The 18,291-nt window shown below is 42.0% G+C and carries 15 protein-coding genes; 11 read left to right on the top strand and 4 right to left on the bottom strand.

Annotated features, from left to right (window positions below; genetic code table 11):
* Positions 1-18: 18 nt before the first annotated feature.
* Positions 19-423, top strand: coding sequence for a response regulator (locus ACM0OY_RS16820; RefSeq protein ID WP_414569988.1), 405 nt, complete (start codon positions 19-21; stop codon positions 421-423).
* A gap of 272 nt (positions 424-695) precedes the next feature.
* On the opposite strand, the gene ACM0OY_RS16815 is transcribed toward ACM0OY_RS16820, so the two are convergent.
* Positions 696-1,601: a tetratricopeptide repeat protein gene (locus ACM0OY_RS16815; RefSeq protein WP_414569987.1), complete on the bottom strand. Its 906-nt coding sequence runs from the start codon at positions 1,599-1,601 to the stop codon at positions 696-698.
* Positions 1,602-2,070: 469 nt separating this feature from the next.
* Between ACM0OY_RS16815 and ACM0OY_RS16810 the strand changes: the two genes are divergently transcribed.
* The 8 genes from ACM0OY_RS16810 to ACM0OY_RS16775 all read left to right on the top strand — a co-directional run bounded on the left by ACM0OY_RS16810 (position 2,071) and on the right by ACM0OY_RS16775 (position 9,902).
* Entirely contained in the window at positions 2,071-2,679 is a 609-nt protein-coding gene (locus ACM0OY_RS16810) for a hypothetical protein (RefSeq protein ID WP_414569986.1), read from the top strand.
* Positions 2,680-2,778: 99 nt separating this feature from the next.
* Positions 2,779-4,344 (top strand): efflux RND transporter periplasmic adaptor subunit, encoded by a 1,566-nt coding sequence (locus ACM0OY_RS16805; RefSeq protein WP_414569985.1) that lies wholly within the window; start codon positions 2,779-2,781, stop codon positions 4,342-4,344.
* A 22-nt stretch (positions 4,345-4,366) separates the two neighbouring features.
* Positions 4,367-5,647: an ABC transporter permease gene (locus ACM0OY_RS16800; protein WP_414569984.1), complete on the top strand. Its 1,281-nt coding sequence runs from the start codon at positions 4,367-4,369 to the stop codon at positions 5,645-5,647.
* A gap of 56 nt (positions 5,648-5,703) precedes the next feature.
* Positions 5,704-6,378: a VOC family protein gene (locus tag ACM0OY_RS16795; protein ID WP_414569983.1), complete on the top strand. Its 675-nt coding sequence runs from the start codon at positions 5,704-5,706 to the stop codon at positions 6,376-6,378.
* Between the two features lie 79 nt (positions 6,379-6,457).
* Positions 6,458-7,129: an ABC transporter ATP-binding protein gene (locus tag ACM0OY_RS16790; protein WP_414569982.1), complete on the top strand. Its 672-nt coding sequence runs from the start codon at positions 6,458-6,460 to the stop codon at positions 7,127-7,129.
* Positions 7,130-7,219: 90 nt separating this feature from the next.
* Positions 7,220-8,662: a TolC family protein gene (locus tag ACM0OY_RS16785; protein WP_414569981.1), complete on the top strand. Its 1,443-nt coding sequence runs from the start codon at positions 7,220-7,222 to the stop codon at positions 8,660-8,662.
* Positions 8,663-8,814: 152 nt separating this feature from the next.
* Positions 8,815-9,225: a hypothetical protein gene (locus tag ACM0OY_RS16780; protein WP_414569980.1), complete on the top strand. Its 411-nt coding sequence runs from the start codon at positions 8,815-8,817 to the stop codon at positions 9,223-9,225.
* A 113-nt stretch (positions 9,226-9,338) separates the two neighbouring features.
* On the top strand, positions 9,339-9,902 hold the full coding sequence (locus ACM0OY_RS16775; RefSeq protein WP_414569979.1) for a DUF3124 domain-containing protein: 564 nt from the start codon (positions 9,339-9,341) through the stop codon (positions 9,900-9,902).
* 190 nt (positions 9,903-10,092) lie between these two features.
* On the opposite strand, the gene ACM0OY_RS16770 is transcribed toward ACM0OY_RS16775, so the two are convergent.
* Positions 10,093-11,646, bottom strand: coding sequence for a cation:proton antiporter (locus ACM0OY_RS16770; protein WP_414569978.1), 1,554 nt, complete (start codon positions 11,644-11,646; stop codon positions 10,093-10,095).
* Between the two features lie 297 nt (positions 11,647-11,943).
* Here ACM0OY_RS16770 and ACM0OY_RS16765 point away from each other — a divergent pair, with 297 nt between their 5' ends.
* Positions 11,944-13,194, top strand: a complete 1,251-nt coding sequence (locus ACM0OY_RS16765; protein ID WP_414569977.1) for a hypothetical protein — start codon at positions 11,944-11,946, stop codon at positions 13,192-13,194.
* Between the two features lie 438 nt (positions 13,195-13,632).
* Here the strand turns inward: ACM0OY_RS16765 and ACM0OY_RS16760 are convergent, their stop codons facing one another.
* Positions 13,633-14,634: a DUF389 domain-containing protein gene (locus ACM0OY_RS16760; RefSeq protein ID WP_414569976.1), complete on the bottom strand. Its 1,002-nt coding sequence runs from the start codon at positions 14,632-14,634 to the stop codon at positions 13,633-13,635.
* 130 nt (positions 14,635-14,764) lie between these two features.
* On the opposite strand from ACM0OY_RS16760, the gene ACM0OY_RS16755 reads away from it, so the two are divergent.
* On the top strand, positions 14,765-16,330 hold the full coding sequence (locus ACM0OY_RS16755; protein ID WP_414569975.1) for a cation:proton antiporter: 1,566 nt from the start codon (positions 14,765-14,767) through the stop codon (positions 16,328-16,330).
* 156 nt (positions 16,331-16,486) lie between these two features.
* Here ACM0OY_RS16755 and ACM0OY_RS16750 read toward each other — a convergent pair whose 3' ends face one another.
* Positions 16,487-18,166, bottom strand: a complete 1,680-nt coding sequence (locus ACM0OY_RS16750; RefSeq protein WP_414569974.1) for a patatin-like phospholipase family protein — start codon at positions 18,164-18,166, stop codon at positions 16,487-16,489.
* Between the last annotated feature and the right edge of the window lie 125 nt (positions 18,167-18,291).

Genomic DNA, 18,291 nt, shown 5'->3' with positions numbered 1-18,291 from the left:
TCCATAACTAAAATTCTCATGAAAACTGTTTTAATTGTCGAAGACGATCTAATTAATGCTCGTGTTTTTTCCAAGATTTTGTCCAAGCGCGGCGGCTTGGGTGTAAAACACACTGAAAATGTGGAAGAAGTAATAAAAATTGCCCAATCAGGAGAAGCAGACTTGATTTTGATGGACGTTTCTCTCTCAAGAAGTGTTTATCAAGGCAAGTCAGTTGATGGCATCAAGATTACACAAATGTTGAAATCAGACCCAAAAACAGCAAACTTACCCGTTATTCTCGTGACAGCGCACGCTATGGAAGGCGATCGCGAGAATTTCCTCAAGCAAAGCGGTGCTGATGGCTACATTTCTAAGCCAGTTGTTGACCATCAACAGTTTGTTGAGCAAATTATCACACTTCTACCCACAGACAACGACTGAAAAATCACGACTGATTTTCGGAATACTCGCCCAACAATGTTTTTGGCCGACTAGTTCCTATCTTTAATTAAGTATATATGTACTACAAGCAGATACTGTTCCGCAAGTGGTAATAGGAGTTGGGCATTGGGCATGGGACAAGCAGGAAGTGTGGGAGGGGTGGGAGGATGGGGAAGAAATCTTTCCCCCCACACTCCCCACACTTCCCACACTTCCCACACTTCCCACACTTCCCTATCCCCCCATCTCCCCTGCCTCCCCACTCCCCACCCCTATTGGGTAGGCCGTTGTTCAGGGACTGATGAGTTTCCCCCTTGCTGTAGAGCTGCTTGAATACGAGGTAATTCTAGGAATTTTTTCGTATCAGATAGTAGGCGCTCGCCCCAAAGATTTTCTTTGAGAAAATTCAAACTACCATAGCGCGGATCGATGCGGAGTGCGGCTTCTCCCAGGCTGAGTCCTTGTTGGCGTAAGCGTAGCTCGCCGGAGGCATCGCCTTTAGTATACAGTGCCACTGCTAAAGCTAGTAAAGGTTCTGCGGCTTGTTTATCAATGGTTACAGCCGATTGCCATTGCTTAATCGCTCCTGAGGTATCACCTTGTTCGTAGTTGATTAAGCCTATGTTGTTGATCGCCGGCCAGAATTTTTTATCGTAAGTCACAGCTTGATTGTACTGAGCGATAGCATCTGGCAATCGACCCAAGAGAAAGTAAGCATTACCCAAATTAAACAATCCTTCTGGATCGTTAGGTTTTAACTTCAAACCCTCTTGGTAATTAACAACAGCCTCTTGGTACTTTTGCTGTTGGAAATTAGCCGATCCTATAGCAAACACAATATCAGCATTTTTGGGGTTGAGAGATTGAGCTTTTTTTAAGGTGGCGATCGCTGCATCAAACTCTTTGGTTTGTAACTGCAATCCACCCAAGAGTAACCATACTTTATCGTTATTGGGAGCCAGTTGAGCAGCCAGTCGCGCTCGTGGCAAAGCTAAGTCAACCTGTTGAAACTGAGCTAGTTGAGCCGCTTCTTGCGCCAGAGTCAACCCCTGCTTTTCTAACTTTGCTGCATCTAGTTGCAGTGTATGGGGTATTAATGCCTGCCCGTTAGCGGCTTTTGGTACACTCCACAAACTACAGACAACCACAAGAAAAATCAAATAAAAATGTTTAGGCACACTACCGCCTCTAAGCCACTAATCAAAGAATCTTTCAGCTAGCTTAAACGATCTCCGCTATTGGCGGCAGTAAAATCTTGTATTGGGCATTGGGCATTGATTATTTCTCCCCCTGCCTCCCCTGCCTCCCCACTCCCCCATTAAAAAAACTGATGACTTTGGTCATACACCAGGCTGGAATTACTTGTGACTTTAGTCCTACATCAGTTTGGACGTTTTGATCGATAATTGTTATGTATGAATTTATACGAGGAGGTAAAAATTATACATTTTACAGCGGATTTCAACTTGATGAATTATACAGCTTGGCTTTGGTAGCCAGACATTAAGCCTGTTTGGCAGATGGGTTTTTTCAACTGTTGCCTATTGCCTGCTAAAATTCCAAATTCTCAGTTCTGCTGTAATACCAAAACAAAGCAACTGTCTAAAAATTGTTGAATCAAAATCGAAGCACAAAGGAGTCAATATTATGTTGAAACAAAACTGTGCATGTATAGTCTTAACTGCTGCCGCGATCGCTTTTCCTGCTCTTTTGAGTGCGCCTGCAAATGCTCAAACTGAAGTTTACGTGATTGGTGAGAGCGATCGAGATTGGAACCGCGATGGCAGACCCAATTCTACAGAAGTCAGAACTCTCCCAAGCCCGGACAATTGGAACCGGGACGGTAGACCTAATCCCAGAGAAGTCAGAAATCGCTCAAACTGGGACAATTGGAACCGCGACGGCAGACCCAATCCTAGAGAAGTTAGAAATCGCTCAAACTGGGACAATTGGAACCGTGACGGCAGACCCAATCCCAGAGAAGTCAGAAATCGCTCAAACTGGGACAATTGGAACCGTGACAACCAACCTTATGGCAGAGTAGTCAGACTTGGTAATGGTGACATTAGATATCCTAATGGACAAATTATTCCTGCTAGGAGCATAGTTAGACTACGTAATCAAGGTTACTTTAGACTTCCCAATGGGGATATTCTTCTTCCCAGTCAGGAAATTGTTCCTGCTGCAAGGTTAGTTAGAGTACGTGATGGTTATTTCAGGCTTCCTGATGGACTGGTACTGCAAATTAACCTTTAAAACTAAAAACTCAAAATAATTGTCAGTATGGAGCTACCAGGCTATAGTTTTAGCCGTGAAGAACAGCTCGGTAGCCGTTCCTTCTAGACTTAAATGAATATGCAATTTAATACACCAGACACTGTAGATTCACCAGTTTTGGTTCCAGAGGTAAAGAAAAAAAAGGGCAAGAAAAATTGGCTCTCTTGGCTACTCGTACTTGCCCTGTTGGGTGGCATTGGTTACGCGGTTTATTACCAAGTAGCCCTTGTTCCCCGTCAAGAAGCCAGACGCCGAGTGCTAACAAGGCCTGTACAAAGGCAGAATTTAGTAATCAAAGTTTCAGCAAATGGAGAAGTGAAGCCGGAACGGTCAATCAACCTCAGCCCGAAAAATTCAGGCGTACTCAAAACACTACTGGTGAAGGAAGGAGATCTCGTCAGACAAGGGCAGATTTTGGCTTACATGGATGATTCCAATCTGCGGGGACAACTGACTTCCGCTCAAGGACAATTGGCACAAGCCCAAGCGAATCTGCAAAAAGCACAGGCAGGTAATCGCCCTCAGGATATTGCCCAAGCACAGGCACAACTCGACGAAGCCCAAGCGAATCTGCAAAAGGTACAAGCAGGTAATCGCTCTCAAGATATTGCCCAAGCACAAGCACGTTTACAAAGCGCTCAAGCAAACTTGAGCAGAGCGGAAGATGATTTTCGCCGCAATCAACAACTTTACAATGCACGGGGAATTTCTCTTCAAGCTCTAAATCAAACCCGTGCCGACAAGGATAGTGCCCAAGGTGCTGTTAATGAAGCACAGCAAGCACTGGCTCTACAAAAAGCTGGGTCGCGTCCAGAAGACATCGAACAAGCACGAGCTGTAGTCAATCAAAGACAACAAGCTTTGGCACTCCTCAAAGCCGGAACCCGCCAAGAAGATATAGACGCAGCCCGCGCCCAGGTAACATCTGCTCGTGGTTCACTGCAAAATATCCAAGCCGAAATCAATGACACGATCATTCGCGCTCCTTTTGATGGCGTGGTGACCAAAAAGTATGCCGATCCAGGTGCTTTCGTAACTCCCACAACTGCCAGTAGTGAGTTATCTTCTGCCACTTCTTCTTCAATCTTGGCTCTGGCTTCCACAAATGAAGTTGTCGCTAATTTAGCCGAAACCAATATTTCCAAAATTAGCGTTGGTCAAAAAGTCACCATTCAGGCGGATGCCTACCCAGGAAAAATCTTTGAAGGGAAAGTTAGGCAAATTGCTGCTCAATCTGTAGTGGAACAAAACGTTACCAGTTTTGAAGTCAGAGTCTCACTTTCAGACCCTCAAAGGGTACTACGGTCTGGGATGAATGTAGAAGCAGACTTTCAAGTCGGTGAAGTGAAAAATGCCCTAGTGGTGCCAACAGCCTCGGTGGTGCGTCAAGAAAATGCCACAGGCGTGTTTGTACCAGGAAACAATAACAGACCTGTGTTCACTCCCATTGAGACCGGCGTCACCGCAAATAACTTTACTGAAGTTAAGTCTGGATTGACAGGAGATGAAAGGGTGCTGCTGAGTTTCCCACCAGGATCGCGTCCCCAATCAACACCACGAGGAGGAGTTTTTCCAGGCCTCGGAGGCGGTGGTGGCGGTGGTGGTGGAGGAAGAGGAGGTCGTTCAGGCGGCGGTTCCCCTTAAAGTTAGTTTTAAATACAACCTTATGTTTAAGATATTTAAGGGTTTTTACAAAGTTAAGAATAACCGTACAGTGCCGTTGTCCGAAATATTGTCAATGGCGGTAGAAACACTGTGGAGTAATAAATTACGCACAGGATTAACTATGTTGGGCGTAGTTATTGGCATTTCCTCAGTGATTGCGATTACCTCTGTCGGTCAAGGAGTGCAAAAGGGAGTTGAACAACAAATCCAAGCATTGGGTACAGATGTGCTGCAAATCTTGGCTGGTGCAGCCAGAAGCGGGAATGTCCGTCAAGGAATAGGTTCTAGCAGTACCTTAACTTGGGAAGATGCCAAAGCGATCGCCACAGAAGCGCCATCAGTTCAACTTGTTTCTGCCTACCTGCAACGAAGTGCCCAAGTTGTTTATACAGGACAGAACACCTCAACAACAATTTATGGTACAGATTTAAACTATCCAGAAGTGAGAAATACCCACCCCCAGCAGGGGAGATATTTTACTGAAGAAGAACTAAATAGCGCTGTCCAAGTAGCTGTTCTTGGCCCTACAGTCCAACGCACACTCTTTGGACAAAGTAGCAATGTTATTGGCCAAAGAATTCGGATTCAGGGAGAAGCTTACGAAGTCATTGGGGTGATGGAACCTAAAGGTTCTCAAGGACCGATGGATCGAGATGACCAAATTTTCATTCCTCTAACTAGTATGTCAGCAAGACTAGTTGGTAATAATGCTTTGGTCGGCGTTTCTGTAACCGGAATTTTAGTCAAATCCCCCAATCAAGAAGATTTAGAAGCGGCTCAGTTTCAAGTCACCAATCTATTACGTTTGCGGCATAATATTTATCCACCACAAGCTGATGATTTCCGGCTCACTAACCAAGCTGATATTGTTAGTACCTTCACTAATGTTGTGGGTTTATTTACAGTCATGGTAGTAGCGATCGCTGGCATTTCTTTAGTAGTTGGTGGCATTGGTATTGCCAACATCATGTTAGTTTCCGTAGTCGAACGCACACGGGAAATCGGTATTCGTAAAGCCGTAGGTGCCACCAATTCAGCAATCCTGAATCAATTTTTAGCGGAGGCGATCGTCATTTCCATTGTTGGCGGATGCATTGGTATGGTAAGTGGTATTATGATTGCTTATGCAGCTGCAAATATTTTTAAATTTCCATTCGTAATTTCTTTTTTATCAATTATTGCTGGATTTGGGCTTTCGATAACCGTTGGCTTAATTGCTGGAGTTGTTCCCGCACGCAACGCTTCCAAATTAGATCCAATTACCGCTTTACGTAGTGACTAAATAATTTAAATTTAAAAATTTAAAAATTAAAAGTTTGTCTGAAAAGAGGTGAATATATGCAACTTCAACTAGACCATATCTTTGTGTGTGTTGAACCAGAAGCACCACCAGCAGATTTGCTAACTGTTTTTGGACTCACAGAAGGTACTCGGAGAATTCATCAAGGTCAAGGGAGTGCAAACGTTTGCTTTTTCTTTGAGAATGCTTATCTTGAGTTACTTTGGCTTTCTGACGCTAACGAAGCTCAATCTCCTCTTGTTCGACCTACAGGTTTGTGGGAACGCTGCCGTTGGCAAGAAACACAGGCTTGCCCTTTTGGCATTGCATTCCGGTCAACAGGAGCATCAGATTCACGAGAAATACCATTTCCTACTTGGGATTACCATGCAGAATACCTGCCACCAAAAGCTTCTATTCCCATCGCAACCAATAGTGACAATTTATCAGAACCATTAATTTTCATTTCACCCACAACTAAAAAACCTACAGATTACGCTTTAGAACGGCAAATTCCTTTAGTTCATCAAGTTGGATTCAAAGAAATTACAGCATTACAAGTCACCTTACCCAGCGGTCAAAACTTTTCTCCTGAAGTTAGAACGCTAATTGAACTTGGATTAGTGCAATTTTCACAGGGAAATTTTTACCAACTAGAAATAGAGTTTGATAATGCCAAGGAAGGTAATTCCCAAGATTTTGGCTCGGAATTACCAATTTTAATTAGATGGTGATTATCGTATTGGATTTCAGGAACTAAGTAGTTTTTTTAATTGAAACTCATAACTAACTATTTATTAATCAAAAATCAATATGCCAACAATGATTTGGATGGAATCTATTACTAAGACCTACCATTTAGGAGAAATCAATGTTCCCATACTCAAAGGTATTGAACTCTCTATTGAAGAAGGTGAATATGTCTCCATTATGGGTGCATCAGGTTCGGGTAAATCCACGCTCATGAATATTTTGGGATGTCTGGATAGACCCACAACTGGAGACTATATTTTTGAAGGCAGAAACCTCACAACTTTTGATGATGATGAATTAGCTTATATCCGCAATCAAAGGATAGGTTTTGTTTTCCAGCAATTTAATTTATTGGCACGGGCGACAGCATTGGAAAATGTCATGTTGCCAATGGTTTATGCTAACTTACCTAAACCAAAACGCCGCGAAAGGGCATTGGAAGCATTGGAAAAGGTAGGACTAGGAGAACGCATTTCTAACCGTCCTAGTCAACTTTCTGGTGGACAACAACAACGGGTAGCTATTGCTCGTGCTTTAGTCAACCGACCTGCATTAGTTTTGGCAGACGAACCAACAGGTGCTTTAGATACTGAGACTTCTTATGAAGTGATGAATTTATTGACAGAACTGAATCAGCAAGGCATCACAATTGTAATTGTCACTCATGAACCAGATATCGCTGCTCAAACTAAAAGAATTATCCGAGTTCAAGATGGTTTGATTGTAAATTAGGGCATGGGGCATTGGGCATGGGGCATTTTTCATCAGTTATTCTCCATTCCTTCATTCGCCAACATCCTATCTAATTACGAATTATGAATTATGAATGTGAATTTGATTTATTGGTGTGTAAATTCTACCTGGGTTATTTTAGCGTTGGCGGTAGCCTTGCCGTCAGGCATCGCTATTTTTTTTCCAACTTTCGCAAGTGCAACAACTCCCCCAAAACCACAAAATTCCTCAAGCACTTTACAGGTTCCTAATTCTCTCAATCCCAATCCCAATCCTCTACAATTTCCTACCAAGCCTGAGGAAGTGAGGGTTCAGCAAACTGTGTCAATCAGTTTGACACAAGCTTTGGAATTAGCTCAACGCAATAATCGAGATTTACAAATAGCCATCTTAGAACTAGAACGCAGTCGTTCAGCACTCCGGGAGTCTCAAGCGGCCTTATTTCCTACTCTTGGAATCAGCGGAAATTTGACTAACAGTGGTAACGGTTTTAGGAGCAATTCGTCTCAAGCCAGTACTTCTTTTAATGGTTCAGCACAACTCAATTATGATTTGTATACCTCTGGTAACCGAGAAGCTACTATTCGAGCCGCTGAGGAACAGTTACGGGTAGATGAATTAGATGTTGAAAGCAGATCTTTGGAAGTTCAGCTGAATGTCACGACTCAATATTATGATTTGCAACAGGCAGATGAACAAGTACGAATTAATCAGTCTGCTGTAGATAATGCCCAAGCGAGTTTACGGGATACTCAAGCTAGAGAAGACGCTGGAGTCGGTACCGGGTTTGATGTACTGCAAGCTCAGGTGAATTTAGCTAACGCTCAACAAGAACTGACTAATGCTATTTCTCAGCAGCAAATCGCCCGTCGGCAACTTGCAACCCTGTTAAGTTTGGCACAGTCAGTTAATATCACTGCCTCAGATCCTGTACAAATAGCAGGTCTTTGGCAGCCAACGGTGGAAGAAACTATTGTCCAAGCTTTTCAAAATCGTCCGGAATTGCAACAGCAATTAGCACAACGTAATATTAGCGAACAACAGCGACGACAGGCACTTTCACAACTGGGGCCGCAAATTAGTTTAGCAGGTAGCTACAGCCTGCGCGATCGCTTTAATGATGGCGTTAGTTCTAGTGATAGCTATTCTGTGGGACTGCAAGCAAGTTTAAATGTATTTGATGGCGGAGCAGCAAAAGCACGTGCGGCTCAATCGAAAGCTAATATTGCGATCGCAGAAGTTCAATTTGCTAGCCAGCGCGACCAAATTCGCTTTAATGTAGAACAGTATTATTCTCAATTACAATCCAATTTAAATAATGTGCAAACTTCTAGTGTGGCTTTAAATCAAGCTACGCAGGCTTTGGATTTAGCCAGGTTGAGATTGCAAGCTGGTGTCGGGACTCAAACAGAGGTAATTGCTGCGGAAAACGACCTGACAAGAGCACAGGGAAATCGAGTTACAGCTATCTTGGATTACAATCGCGCTCTAGCTAATTTACGCAGATCCGTCACTTCCAGGGTTTCGCGCTAAGTTGCATTATTGCAGAAAATCCACCATGGCTGTAGGTAAAAGTTTTCTCAGTATATATTTCTAGAGATAGAGGCTGTTAACCATATTTCTCTGTTAACAATCAGTAAAATTAGCAACAAAAACCTGATAAATTAGAAATTACAGAGATAAAGATGGTGAATAAACGCGGCAAGGCTGCAAATTTAATCCCTTATCTTCCAAAATGGCAGCATTTACCGACTAAATCGATTCGTGTACCAGAGGTGTTTGTGCAAAAGGTGTTGCAGTACGCTCGCCAACTGGATGCACAAAAACCAGACAAACGCATTGAAATTCGTCAAGAATATAATGCAGTTGTGGTGATTGGCCCCTATGACCCAAGAGGAAGTTTTCAGATTAAAGCCAGGTCGATAGAGGGATGGCGTTTTCATCGAGAAAGCGAGAGTTGGTGGTATCCTCTAGAAAAGATTGAAGAAATTGTGGCAGTGTTTCCAGAATGCGTATTAGATGAGAATGCCAAAGCCGCGATCGCACTTATCAAAGCTAAAAAGGCACTCCGGTGGCAATTAGACGATTTAAACTAAGTTCATAAGTGCTGAGGATACATGACGATCCTACATTTTTGGTGTGTTATCAACCTTAGTCAATAACACACCATACAAAACTGCCTTCTATTTAATTGGTTTTAATAGTTTTGATGAAGCTGTATCCCCATATTTATCTGGCAATTATTATAATTTTTCTTACGTCTTGTCAATCAACAGAAATTCCGCCAGAATCCAAAACTAACACTACTCAAACAAGCACATCTCAAAAGATAGTGACTCTTGATAAAAATTTTCAGATTGCAATGGGTCAAACTATCTATGTTCCTGTCTATTCTCATATTTATCATCACAATCGACAGGAAATTTTTGAGTTAGCAATTACCCTGAGCATTCGGAATACAGATTTGAATAATTCGATGGTTGTGACTTCTGTGCGTTACTATAACTCAGACGGTAAATTAGTTAAGCAATATTTAGAGCGTCCGATTCAACTTGATGCCCTAGCTTCTACAGATTTTTTTATTAATAGAAATGACACTAGTGGAGGTTTAGGAGCCAACTTTATTGTTGAGTGGGTAGCGCAAACACAAATATCTGAACCGATAGTAGAAGCAGTGATGATTGGCACTGATTTTCAGCAAGGAATTTCTTTTACTAGTAGTGGTAGAGTTATTAAAAGTCAAAATAATGGACAGCGATCGCTCTCAAAATAGCAGAAAATAAACCCCTTTACAGGGCTACAGTGTACACATGTTGTAAATGTGGAACAGCTTAGTAAACCTTAAGTAGGATGCATTAGCCTACAGTCTTAACTGAACTGTATTGGTTCACGAGTATTAAAGACTCGTTCACGAGTATCCAAGACTCATGCCCAATGCCCCATGCCCCATGCCCAACAACTAATTAATCATCTTCAAGTTTCAGCAATTGTTCATCAATAATTCGTATCCGCCCTTGCACAATTTCTTCTGAAAGAATTCGCTTTCGCAATGCATCATTGAGCGCTCCTTTTTCTGCCAAGAGTAAACGGCGACGGATGGCGTCGAGTTTACTGAGTTCGCCATTTTTGGCTTCTAACTTTTCAGGGCGGCGATTATAAAGTTCCCGCAGTGCTTTTTCAGCTTTTGCGATTCGCACCTGATAAGCTGAACGCATTTCTTCATAGACGGCTTTTGGCAACACTCCTGATTTCAACAGGCTATCTAATTCCTCTTGTGCAGATTTACTCGTCATCAACTCGGCTTGCAATTCTTCAACTTGTTGCTGAGCTTCTGAAAATTGAGATAATTTTAAGCGTTTTACTACCCAAGGTAAACTCAAACCTTGTCCCACTAATGACACCAACACACTGCCAAATACTAAAGCAATGAGGATTTCTCGCCCCGGTAGTGTGGTGGGTAAGCTCAAAGCCAAAGCCATTGAGAGTGAACCTTTAATATTGCCTAAAAACAGTAAATGTTGCCAGCGCAGAGGAATTGGGCGGTCAAACCAACGAATTCCTGCTAGCAAGGGATAGACTGTAAGAAATCGCCCGACTTGATAAGCTAAAACTGCAAATAGAATTGCGGGTAAAGTTTTCCAGAGCGTTCCCAGGTCTATTTCTACACCAATCAATAGAAAAATAAAGGTGTTGACGGTAAAACTGGCATATTCCCAGAAACTCAATAACGTGATGCGATTAGAAGCAGAAGTATTGCGAGAAAGTCCTAAATTCCCAAAAATTAATCCAGCTACAACTACAGCTACAGCACCGGATACTCCTAGATATTGGCCGACCTGAAAAGTTCCTAAGGCAACTGCAACTGTTAATAATAGGCTGCTGAGAGGATCGTCTAAACGAGCGAACACAGGTATGCTTAAGTAGCCCAAGACTAACCCGACGATACAGCCTCCTAGAGAAATAAATAACAGTTGTTGAATTCCCTCTAGTAAGGTGAGTGAACCTGTGGAATATACTTGCGATATTAGGTTGAAGGAAACTAGGGCAGCAGCATCATTAAATAAGGTTTCTCCTTCCACAATGGTGGAAAGCCGAGAAGGTACTGGTATTTCCTTAAAGACGGCAATCATGGAAACTGTATCAGTGTTTGCCAAAATTACTCCGACAAATAAGGCAGGTATCCAACTTAGTCCCAGCCCAAATTTCAAGAGGACGGCAATAATACCACTGGAAAGCACAGCCCCAGGCCCGGCTAACAGGGCAATTGGTTTAAAGGTGCTGCGTAGGCGGCTGACATCTGTATTAATACCAGCTTCAAAGATCAGAATTGGCAGAAAAAGATTTAAAACAAGGGTTGGATTTAAACCAAGGGGACGAGACAACAATTCAGTGATTGGTAAACCTGCCAATACTAAACCGGTGACATAAGGAATTCGTAACTGCCGAGATAGCAAAGCTACACCTGTAGCCAGCAGCAAGAGAATAATTGAAATTTTGACTAGTTGAGTTACATCCACTATTACGTTCTGAAAACTTATTTGAACAATATCGATCAATTTTCATCTTAGAGGATGTCCGAGCAATCCCGAAATCTACTTTTAAATTCTCTCATAGAAGGAGAAACGGTTTGAATTTTGTGCTTTAGTTATTAACGATCGCAATTCCAAAGACTAGATTTAAAGAAACTTTTTTTGATAAAATACTTTGAAATTATCCTCAAAAAGAGTCAGTTAATAATATTGAATTCTCTAGAAAACCCGAAATAGTCTGTTGTTTATATTTCTTGGAAAAAACTGGGAATAATAAACACAGTAATGGCTATATTTATGAGTTTTCTCAACAAACTTAACTGGAATATTCTGCGTAAAAATTCTCAAAATGGTTCTGGGATATATTCGCCTAGTACTAGCCAACAAACTGTAGTCCAATCCCGCCATCAACCAACTGTCAAAACCAAGCGGGGTATAGGCACTAAACTTATTTGGATGGCAATACTTATAGGCATTCCTGTTGGTGTGATTTGGGTGGCAAACCTGCCTTACGCAGTGATTCGCCGTCCGGTGTTGCGAAATGCGCCTGTTTTATTATTACCTAGCTATATGAATGTGGATCGTCACTATCGACAGGCATTAGTAACAGTCGAACAAGCCGAACAATTGATTGAAAAAGCTACCAGTCCAGCCGATTTGGCTTTGGGAGAACAGAAGCTACAAGAAGCCCAAAAACATCTCGATGAATTGCCGACTTGGTTTGTCAGCGATTTGTCTGAATATAGATATTGGTGGTATCATGGGCAGTTTAGCATCTACGGTTTTAATACATCTCGTCGTTTAGTTGGGCAGTTAGAAGCTAAGGTTTTTCAGGAAAAGAATGCTCAAACTTTGCTCACAGATAATATGCAGGCTTTATTAAATGCAAAACAGCAATATCAACAGTCTGCAACAGTAACCGATAAAAAAATAGCGATCGCTGCTTGGCAAACAGCACTAAATCAATTAGAACAAATTCCCAGTCAAACCCTAGCAGGAAAAACTACACGAAATCAACTAGATGCCTACAACCGTGAGTTTCAGGAAGTTGTAGGACTGGCCGCCGGAAATGAACGCATCAGCGCCTTAATCACCGCAGCACGGCAATTTTCCTGGCAAGCTGCCAAAGCTGGTCAAAATCCGCCCCACACTGTCAGCGAATGGCGACAGATAGAACATTTGTGGGAAGAAGCTATTGAAAGACTTAAAGACGTTCCTACAAACGATGTGGCTGGTTATACCGAAGCACAACAGTTACTAGCTATTTATGAGACTAATTTAGGTCAAGTTAAAGTCAGACGGCAAGCTGAGGGAGATGCTGTGGAGGCTTTATCAGCAGCGCAACGAGAAATTGAAAACTTGCTAGCTTCAATTCCTGACGATCCTCAAACTCTAGACCGCAATCGTGTCAGCAGCCAATTGCAGAGTATTATTAATGAATTAGAAAAAGTGCAGAATGGCACAACGGCGTATCTCAAAGCTCAAGAGTTACTACTATCAGCGAATAATAAACTCAAGCAGTTGCAGGCTAATTGACGCTCCCACGGCTTTAAGCCGTGGGATTCATCGCCCAAGTATCAAAAACTTTTTACACCAGATTGCAAGTTGGTGAGGTACAGATTATAGTAGGGGCAAAACAGCTGTCCATTGGTGTCAACTTAAGCTAGAAATAGCTTCGGTGTTGGCTTCCTCACCCGCCAAGAAATAAATTTCACGGGCTTTTAGCTTAAGTCTACTGAAGTAGACTCAAAATCTTGTGGGATATTTAGTAATCTTTAGATTACTTTTGCTATCAGCAAGGAACTGAAGTTCCTTGCGAGACATCGGTTCTATTTTAAGTTGACACCAATGACAACTTCCCCAATACGCTTGGGTTAAGCAAATTTATCTGTTAAGGCAGGCTGTTCTTGAGCAGGGGAAGCAGGGGAAGAGAATAAAAGCTTAACTGAACTGTATTGCCCTTGCCCCCATATTTCAGGGTGTAGGCTGGGAACGTCGAATTTCTTCCACCTGACCAACTTCAAAAATTAGGGTGAATCGTTGCCCCATTTCTCGTTCGATAAATTCTTCTAATAGCTCTACTTGTCGAGGTGTGACTGATTCCCTTGCTCGGACGCTCAAACGTACTTCTGGGGGATTAGCCAACCAGTTGGTATTGCTGTTGAGCAACTGCAATCGCCCAAAGGTAACGGTGCGGTTTAATAAGGCTTTTCGCAAGCTGGTTTCTAGTTGCGTTTGTCGTATAAGTCGGGCAAAACTGACACCCAAGGGAATTACCAAGATAGCTGTCAATGCCATAGTCAAAATTAGGGGACGACGTGCCCGCGCCATTGAAGTGTAACCTGCTAGTGAGAATGTCACCATGCAGGCGAGGGCAATACCCAGTAAGTTAGTGAGGTAGAGTAAGGTTGCTCCTAAACTTAGCGACCAATTTCCTTGGGCCAAGCCTAAACCGATGACACAGATGGGCGGCATGAGGGCAACTGCAATCGCAGTTCCCGCCACAGTACCTGAGATTTTCGGTTCGATTTTACCGTAGCCACTGATACCACCAGCCGCTACCGCAATCCCTAAATCTAACAATGTTGGTCTGGAACGAGCCAGGATTTCACTACCGTACCTAGGCAACCCCACCAGCCAACCGAAAAAACAAGCGATCGCCACTGCTAATAATGTGCCGACTGCTACGGCGATTACCCCCTTGCGAAATAAGGTAATGTCTGCTTGTAAAGCACCAAAAGCTAAACCGCGAATCGGTAACATCAGGGGGGCAATAATCATCGCGCCAATAATTACAGCCGCACTGTTGGAGAGTAAACCAAAAGTTGCGATCGCACAAGAACTGATAATCAAAATTATGTAAGCTGAGTCTAGGGTTGATTCTGCTAGCAACTCTGTTTGTAGCTGTTGGAGTTTTTCTGGCTGGGAACCCTGACGGCGGAAATTTTTAAAGCGGTCTCGAATGTTGCTACCCAAGACCTTCCTCCTAAATACTTGGTTAACTGTTAAATCTTCTTTCTGTGGTAATGAAAGTCTGACATTAATTTGGTGTCATCTGAAAATAGTCAGATGAGCAGAAGTACAAAATTCTACTAGGAATCTTTTTATGGTACTTGAAGGTGCGATCGCCGAGGAAGTTATTACCAACAATCTCAAGCAATTTCTGTTGGTGCTTTCAGTGTCTTTAGGTGTGGCGACACTACCGCAGATATTTAGTTGGTTTCGCCAGATACCTTACACTTTACTATTGGTGATTGTTGGCTTAGGGTTGGCATTTGCCGATGTTCGTTTAGTGATTCTTTCGCCAGAATTAATTTTGTTCATTTTTTTGCCACCGCTGTTGTTTGAAGCTGCATGGAATTTGAAATGGTCGGAACTGAAGCGGGATTTAGTACCAATTTGCTTGTATGCAGTTTTGGGGGTATTGATAACAATAGCAGGCGTGGCGATCGCTCTCAATCAATTTGTTGCTGTCTCCCTGACTACAGCTTTACTCATTGCAGCCAGTTTATCTGCTACTGACCCTGTTTCTGTCACCGCTTTGTTTCGTGAACTAGGCGTAGGTAGTCGTCTTGTCACCTTAATGGAAGGCGAAAGCTTATTCAATGATGGGATGGCGGTAGTTGCCTTTGGTTTTTTGGTATCGTTCTCTTTGAGAACTGTAGAATTAGAATTTCAGCCAATCTTAGTTGAGCTTTTTACAGTTGTCGGCATCGGTATCGCAGTCGGGGCTTTCATTGGGTTTGGTATTTCCTACCTTACCCAGCGCTTTGATTTGCCTTTAGTAGAACAATCTTTAACTTTGGTTTCCGCTTACGGTACATACCTGATTATTGAAGACTTGGGTGGTTCTGGGGTAATTGGGGTTGTAACCACAGGTTTGATTTTGGGCAACTTTGGCTCTCGTATAGGGATGAATCCCCGCACCCGCGTTATTGTTTCTGAGTTTTGGGAATTTTTGGCGTTCTTTGTTAACTCCATTGTCTTCCTGTTAATTGGGGACCAAATACGCTTTGCCAGCGTGGGAGACAACCTGCAAATTATTCTGGTGACAGTGGGAGCAATGATTTTGATGCGGGCAGTTGCTATTTTCATTCTCAGCAAATTGAGTACCAGCATCACCAAAGCGGAAATTACTTTACCAGACCAAACTATCTTATGGTGGGGTGGACTAAGGGGTTCCGTCTCCATTGCCCTAGCATTGAGTGTACCGACAATACTGCCAGAGCGAGAAAAAATCATTGCTACGGTGTTTGGCGTAGTTTTATTTACTTTGCTTGTGCAAGGGTTGACCATCAAACCTTTGCTAGAAAAACTCAATTTGCTGGGTGATGCACCCTTACGCGAGGAATATTTAGAATTAGTAGCCCGTAATGTTGCGCTAGAACGCGTTTTACAACACCTGCAAGCAGATAAACGCCCTGGTATCGACCCAGAATTTCGTCGTTACCAAGGGAAACTTCTCGAAGGTGAACTTGCAAATTTACAGACAAAAATTAATAAATTACAAACTGAGTATCCGAATCTTCAGAGCTTTACTACTGAACAATTTCGAGGGGAATTATTGGCAATTGAAGCAGATACCTATGCAGAATTTGTCAAGTCTGGTCGGTTAAATAAAGAACTCGCTTCTTTACTTGAAGATGTTTTTCAAAATGGGTACGAGAAGTAAGAAAGGCAAAAGGCAATAGAATTATAGAAGATTAAATTCTTGGGAATTTCATTCAGCAATTTAATCTGATTTCTATAATATAGTGTGGAATATAAAATGATTAATTGCCTATTGACCATTGCCTCTTACCTTTTATTTTTTTAATTAATTCCGATCCTATAGCTGATCGTATTTTCCTAAATTGTCTTTAATTATATTTCGTAACATTTTAGCTAAACTTCCACGCTTGAAAAACCAAAGAATCTTGAGAGCAGTACGGGTAAAAGAATCGTTTATAGATTGATTAATTAAGCGAGGAACAAGAACCCCAATACGTTCTTGTATTTGTTTTTCAAGAGATTTAAAGTTTTCTTTTTGATATTTAGGCCAAGGTGGCAAATGAACTTCTTTTTTTGCTGAACCAACCAGAGGAATTATTGGGAGAAAGATATCTTTTTCTCCTTCCTTTTCAACTTGCAATTGCGGATTATTTCTCAGTGCTTGTGACCATGAATCAAACAGAGGATTAGAAGCTGGTAAGACAAAATATTTTTGAAGAAATCTTTGGCAATTACGACGACCAAGTATATAGTCGTGATGGCGAAATTCCTGGGATAGGAAACCACCAAAAGCATTGAGGCTACCGCAAGCTAGGGGTTTTTTAAGGTCGTTATCGCTACGTTCAGGAGCAATCATAAATCGGCTGTAAACATCTTCATCCAAAGCGAGAATTAATTCATCTGGTTTGAATCTATTTTGATTGATAAAACTCCTAAATATTCGCGATACTATGTTGAGTAAATTATTCTTTGGATTCACGGCATCTACATCATTGGGAAATGGATCGATTAATAAAGTAGCTCGGTTTGCTTGCTCTCCATCACGGGGATTTCGCTGTTGATTACCTCGCAGCGCCAAGCGAACAAGTTCTATGGGTTCGTTGCTAATAATCCCGCCATCTACTGTTACAAAATCATAAGAACCTTGGGTCAGTAAATCTTTATCAGGAGTGATACAGCGATACTCTGAACACGTACCCGTTAGCATTGGGTTGCGAACAGGTATTTCCCACTTACGTTTTTCGTATTCATCTATACTACTTCGCTTAAGTTCACGAGGAGGAAACCCCACAGGAAAAGCGCTGCTGGCTAATGCTGAATCAACTAATAGTTTCCAATTACTGATATCAATTTTATCTGGATTTAGAGCGATCGCACCTTCAACCTCATCACTTTTGTCACCAATGGCAAAATGCATGAAATCTGCATGTTTAACCATACAATGTCCTTTAATGCTGGAATTGGCTCCTTGAGATTTAATTACATAAGGAACGCCACGCAAGTTAGTAATACACAAATAAACCTCAAACGGATCGTCAATGTAAGGTCGTTTTGTACCTGTAGATTTTAACTTCAGAACATCTTTGCCAAGATCGTCAAGAATAGTAGAATCAAGAAAAGATAAAACAGGAGCTTTCGGATTTTCTAAATCCTGAGTCTTTAAAAGTTCAGAAATGTCTATTCTTTGTACCCAACTTTCATAAAGCTTATTCCTGACTGGATTATTCAATGGATACCCCGTTACAGGGATGATATCGCTATATAACGAGGATGCTGTAATTGCAGCAACAATCGCACCTGCGGATGCTCCAGACATCGCCTTAATGAAAACATCATGGGGTGGAATTTCCCATTGGGAAAAATCATCACCATATTGCTGTTGCTGTTTTGCTTTTTGCTCATACCACTGATCTAAAGCTTCAAAAAGAAAGTCAATTACACCAGAAGTGTATGCACCAGCTGAAACAGCACCAGCCATGACTAAACCAATTTCAAAGTGTGGTAATTTACCTTCCATATATAAATTCCTTATTGTTAAAAATTTAGAATTCACGAGTCAGAATATTTAAATAATCAGGATAAAATTTGATGAATAAAATTTAATTCGCCTGTGCCAGATTTTTAATCCAAAATCCAAAATCG

It is taken from the genome of Nostoc sp. CCY 9925 (genome assembly GCF_963920935.1).
Classification (GTDB): domain Bacteria; phylum Cyanobacteriota; class Cyanobacteriia; order Cyanobacteriales; family Nostocaceae; genus Nostoc.
Note: the sequence above shows the minus strand (reverse complement) of the source record. Positions and strands in the feature narration are given on the sequence as shown.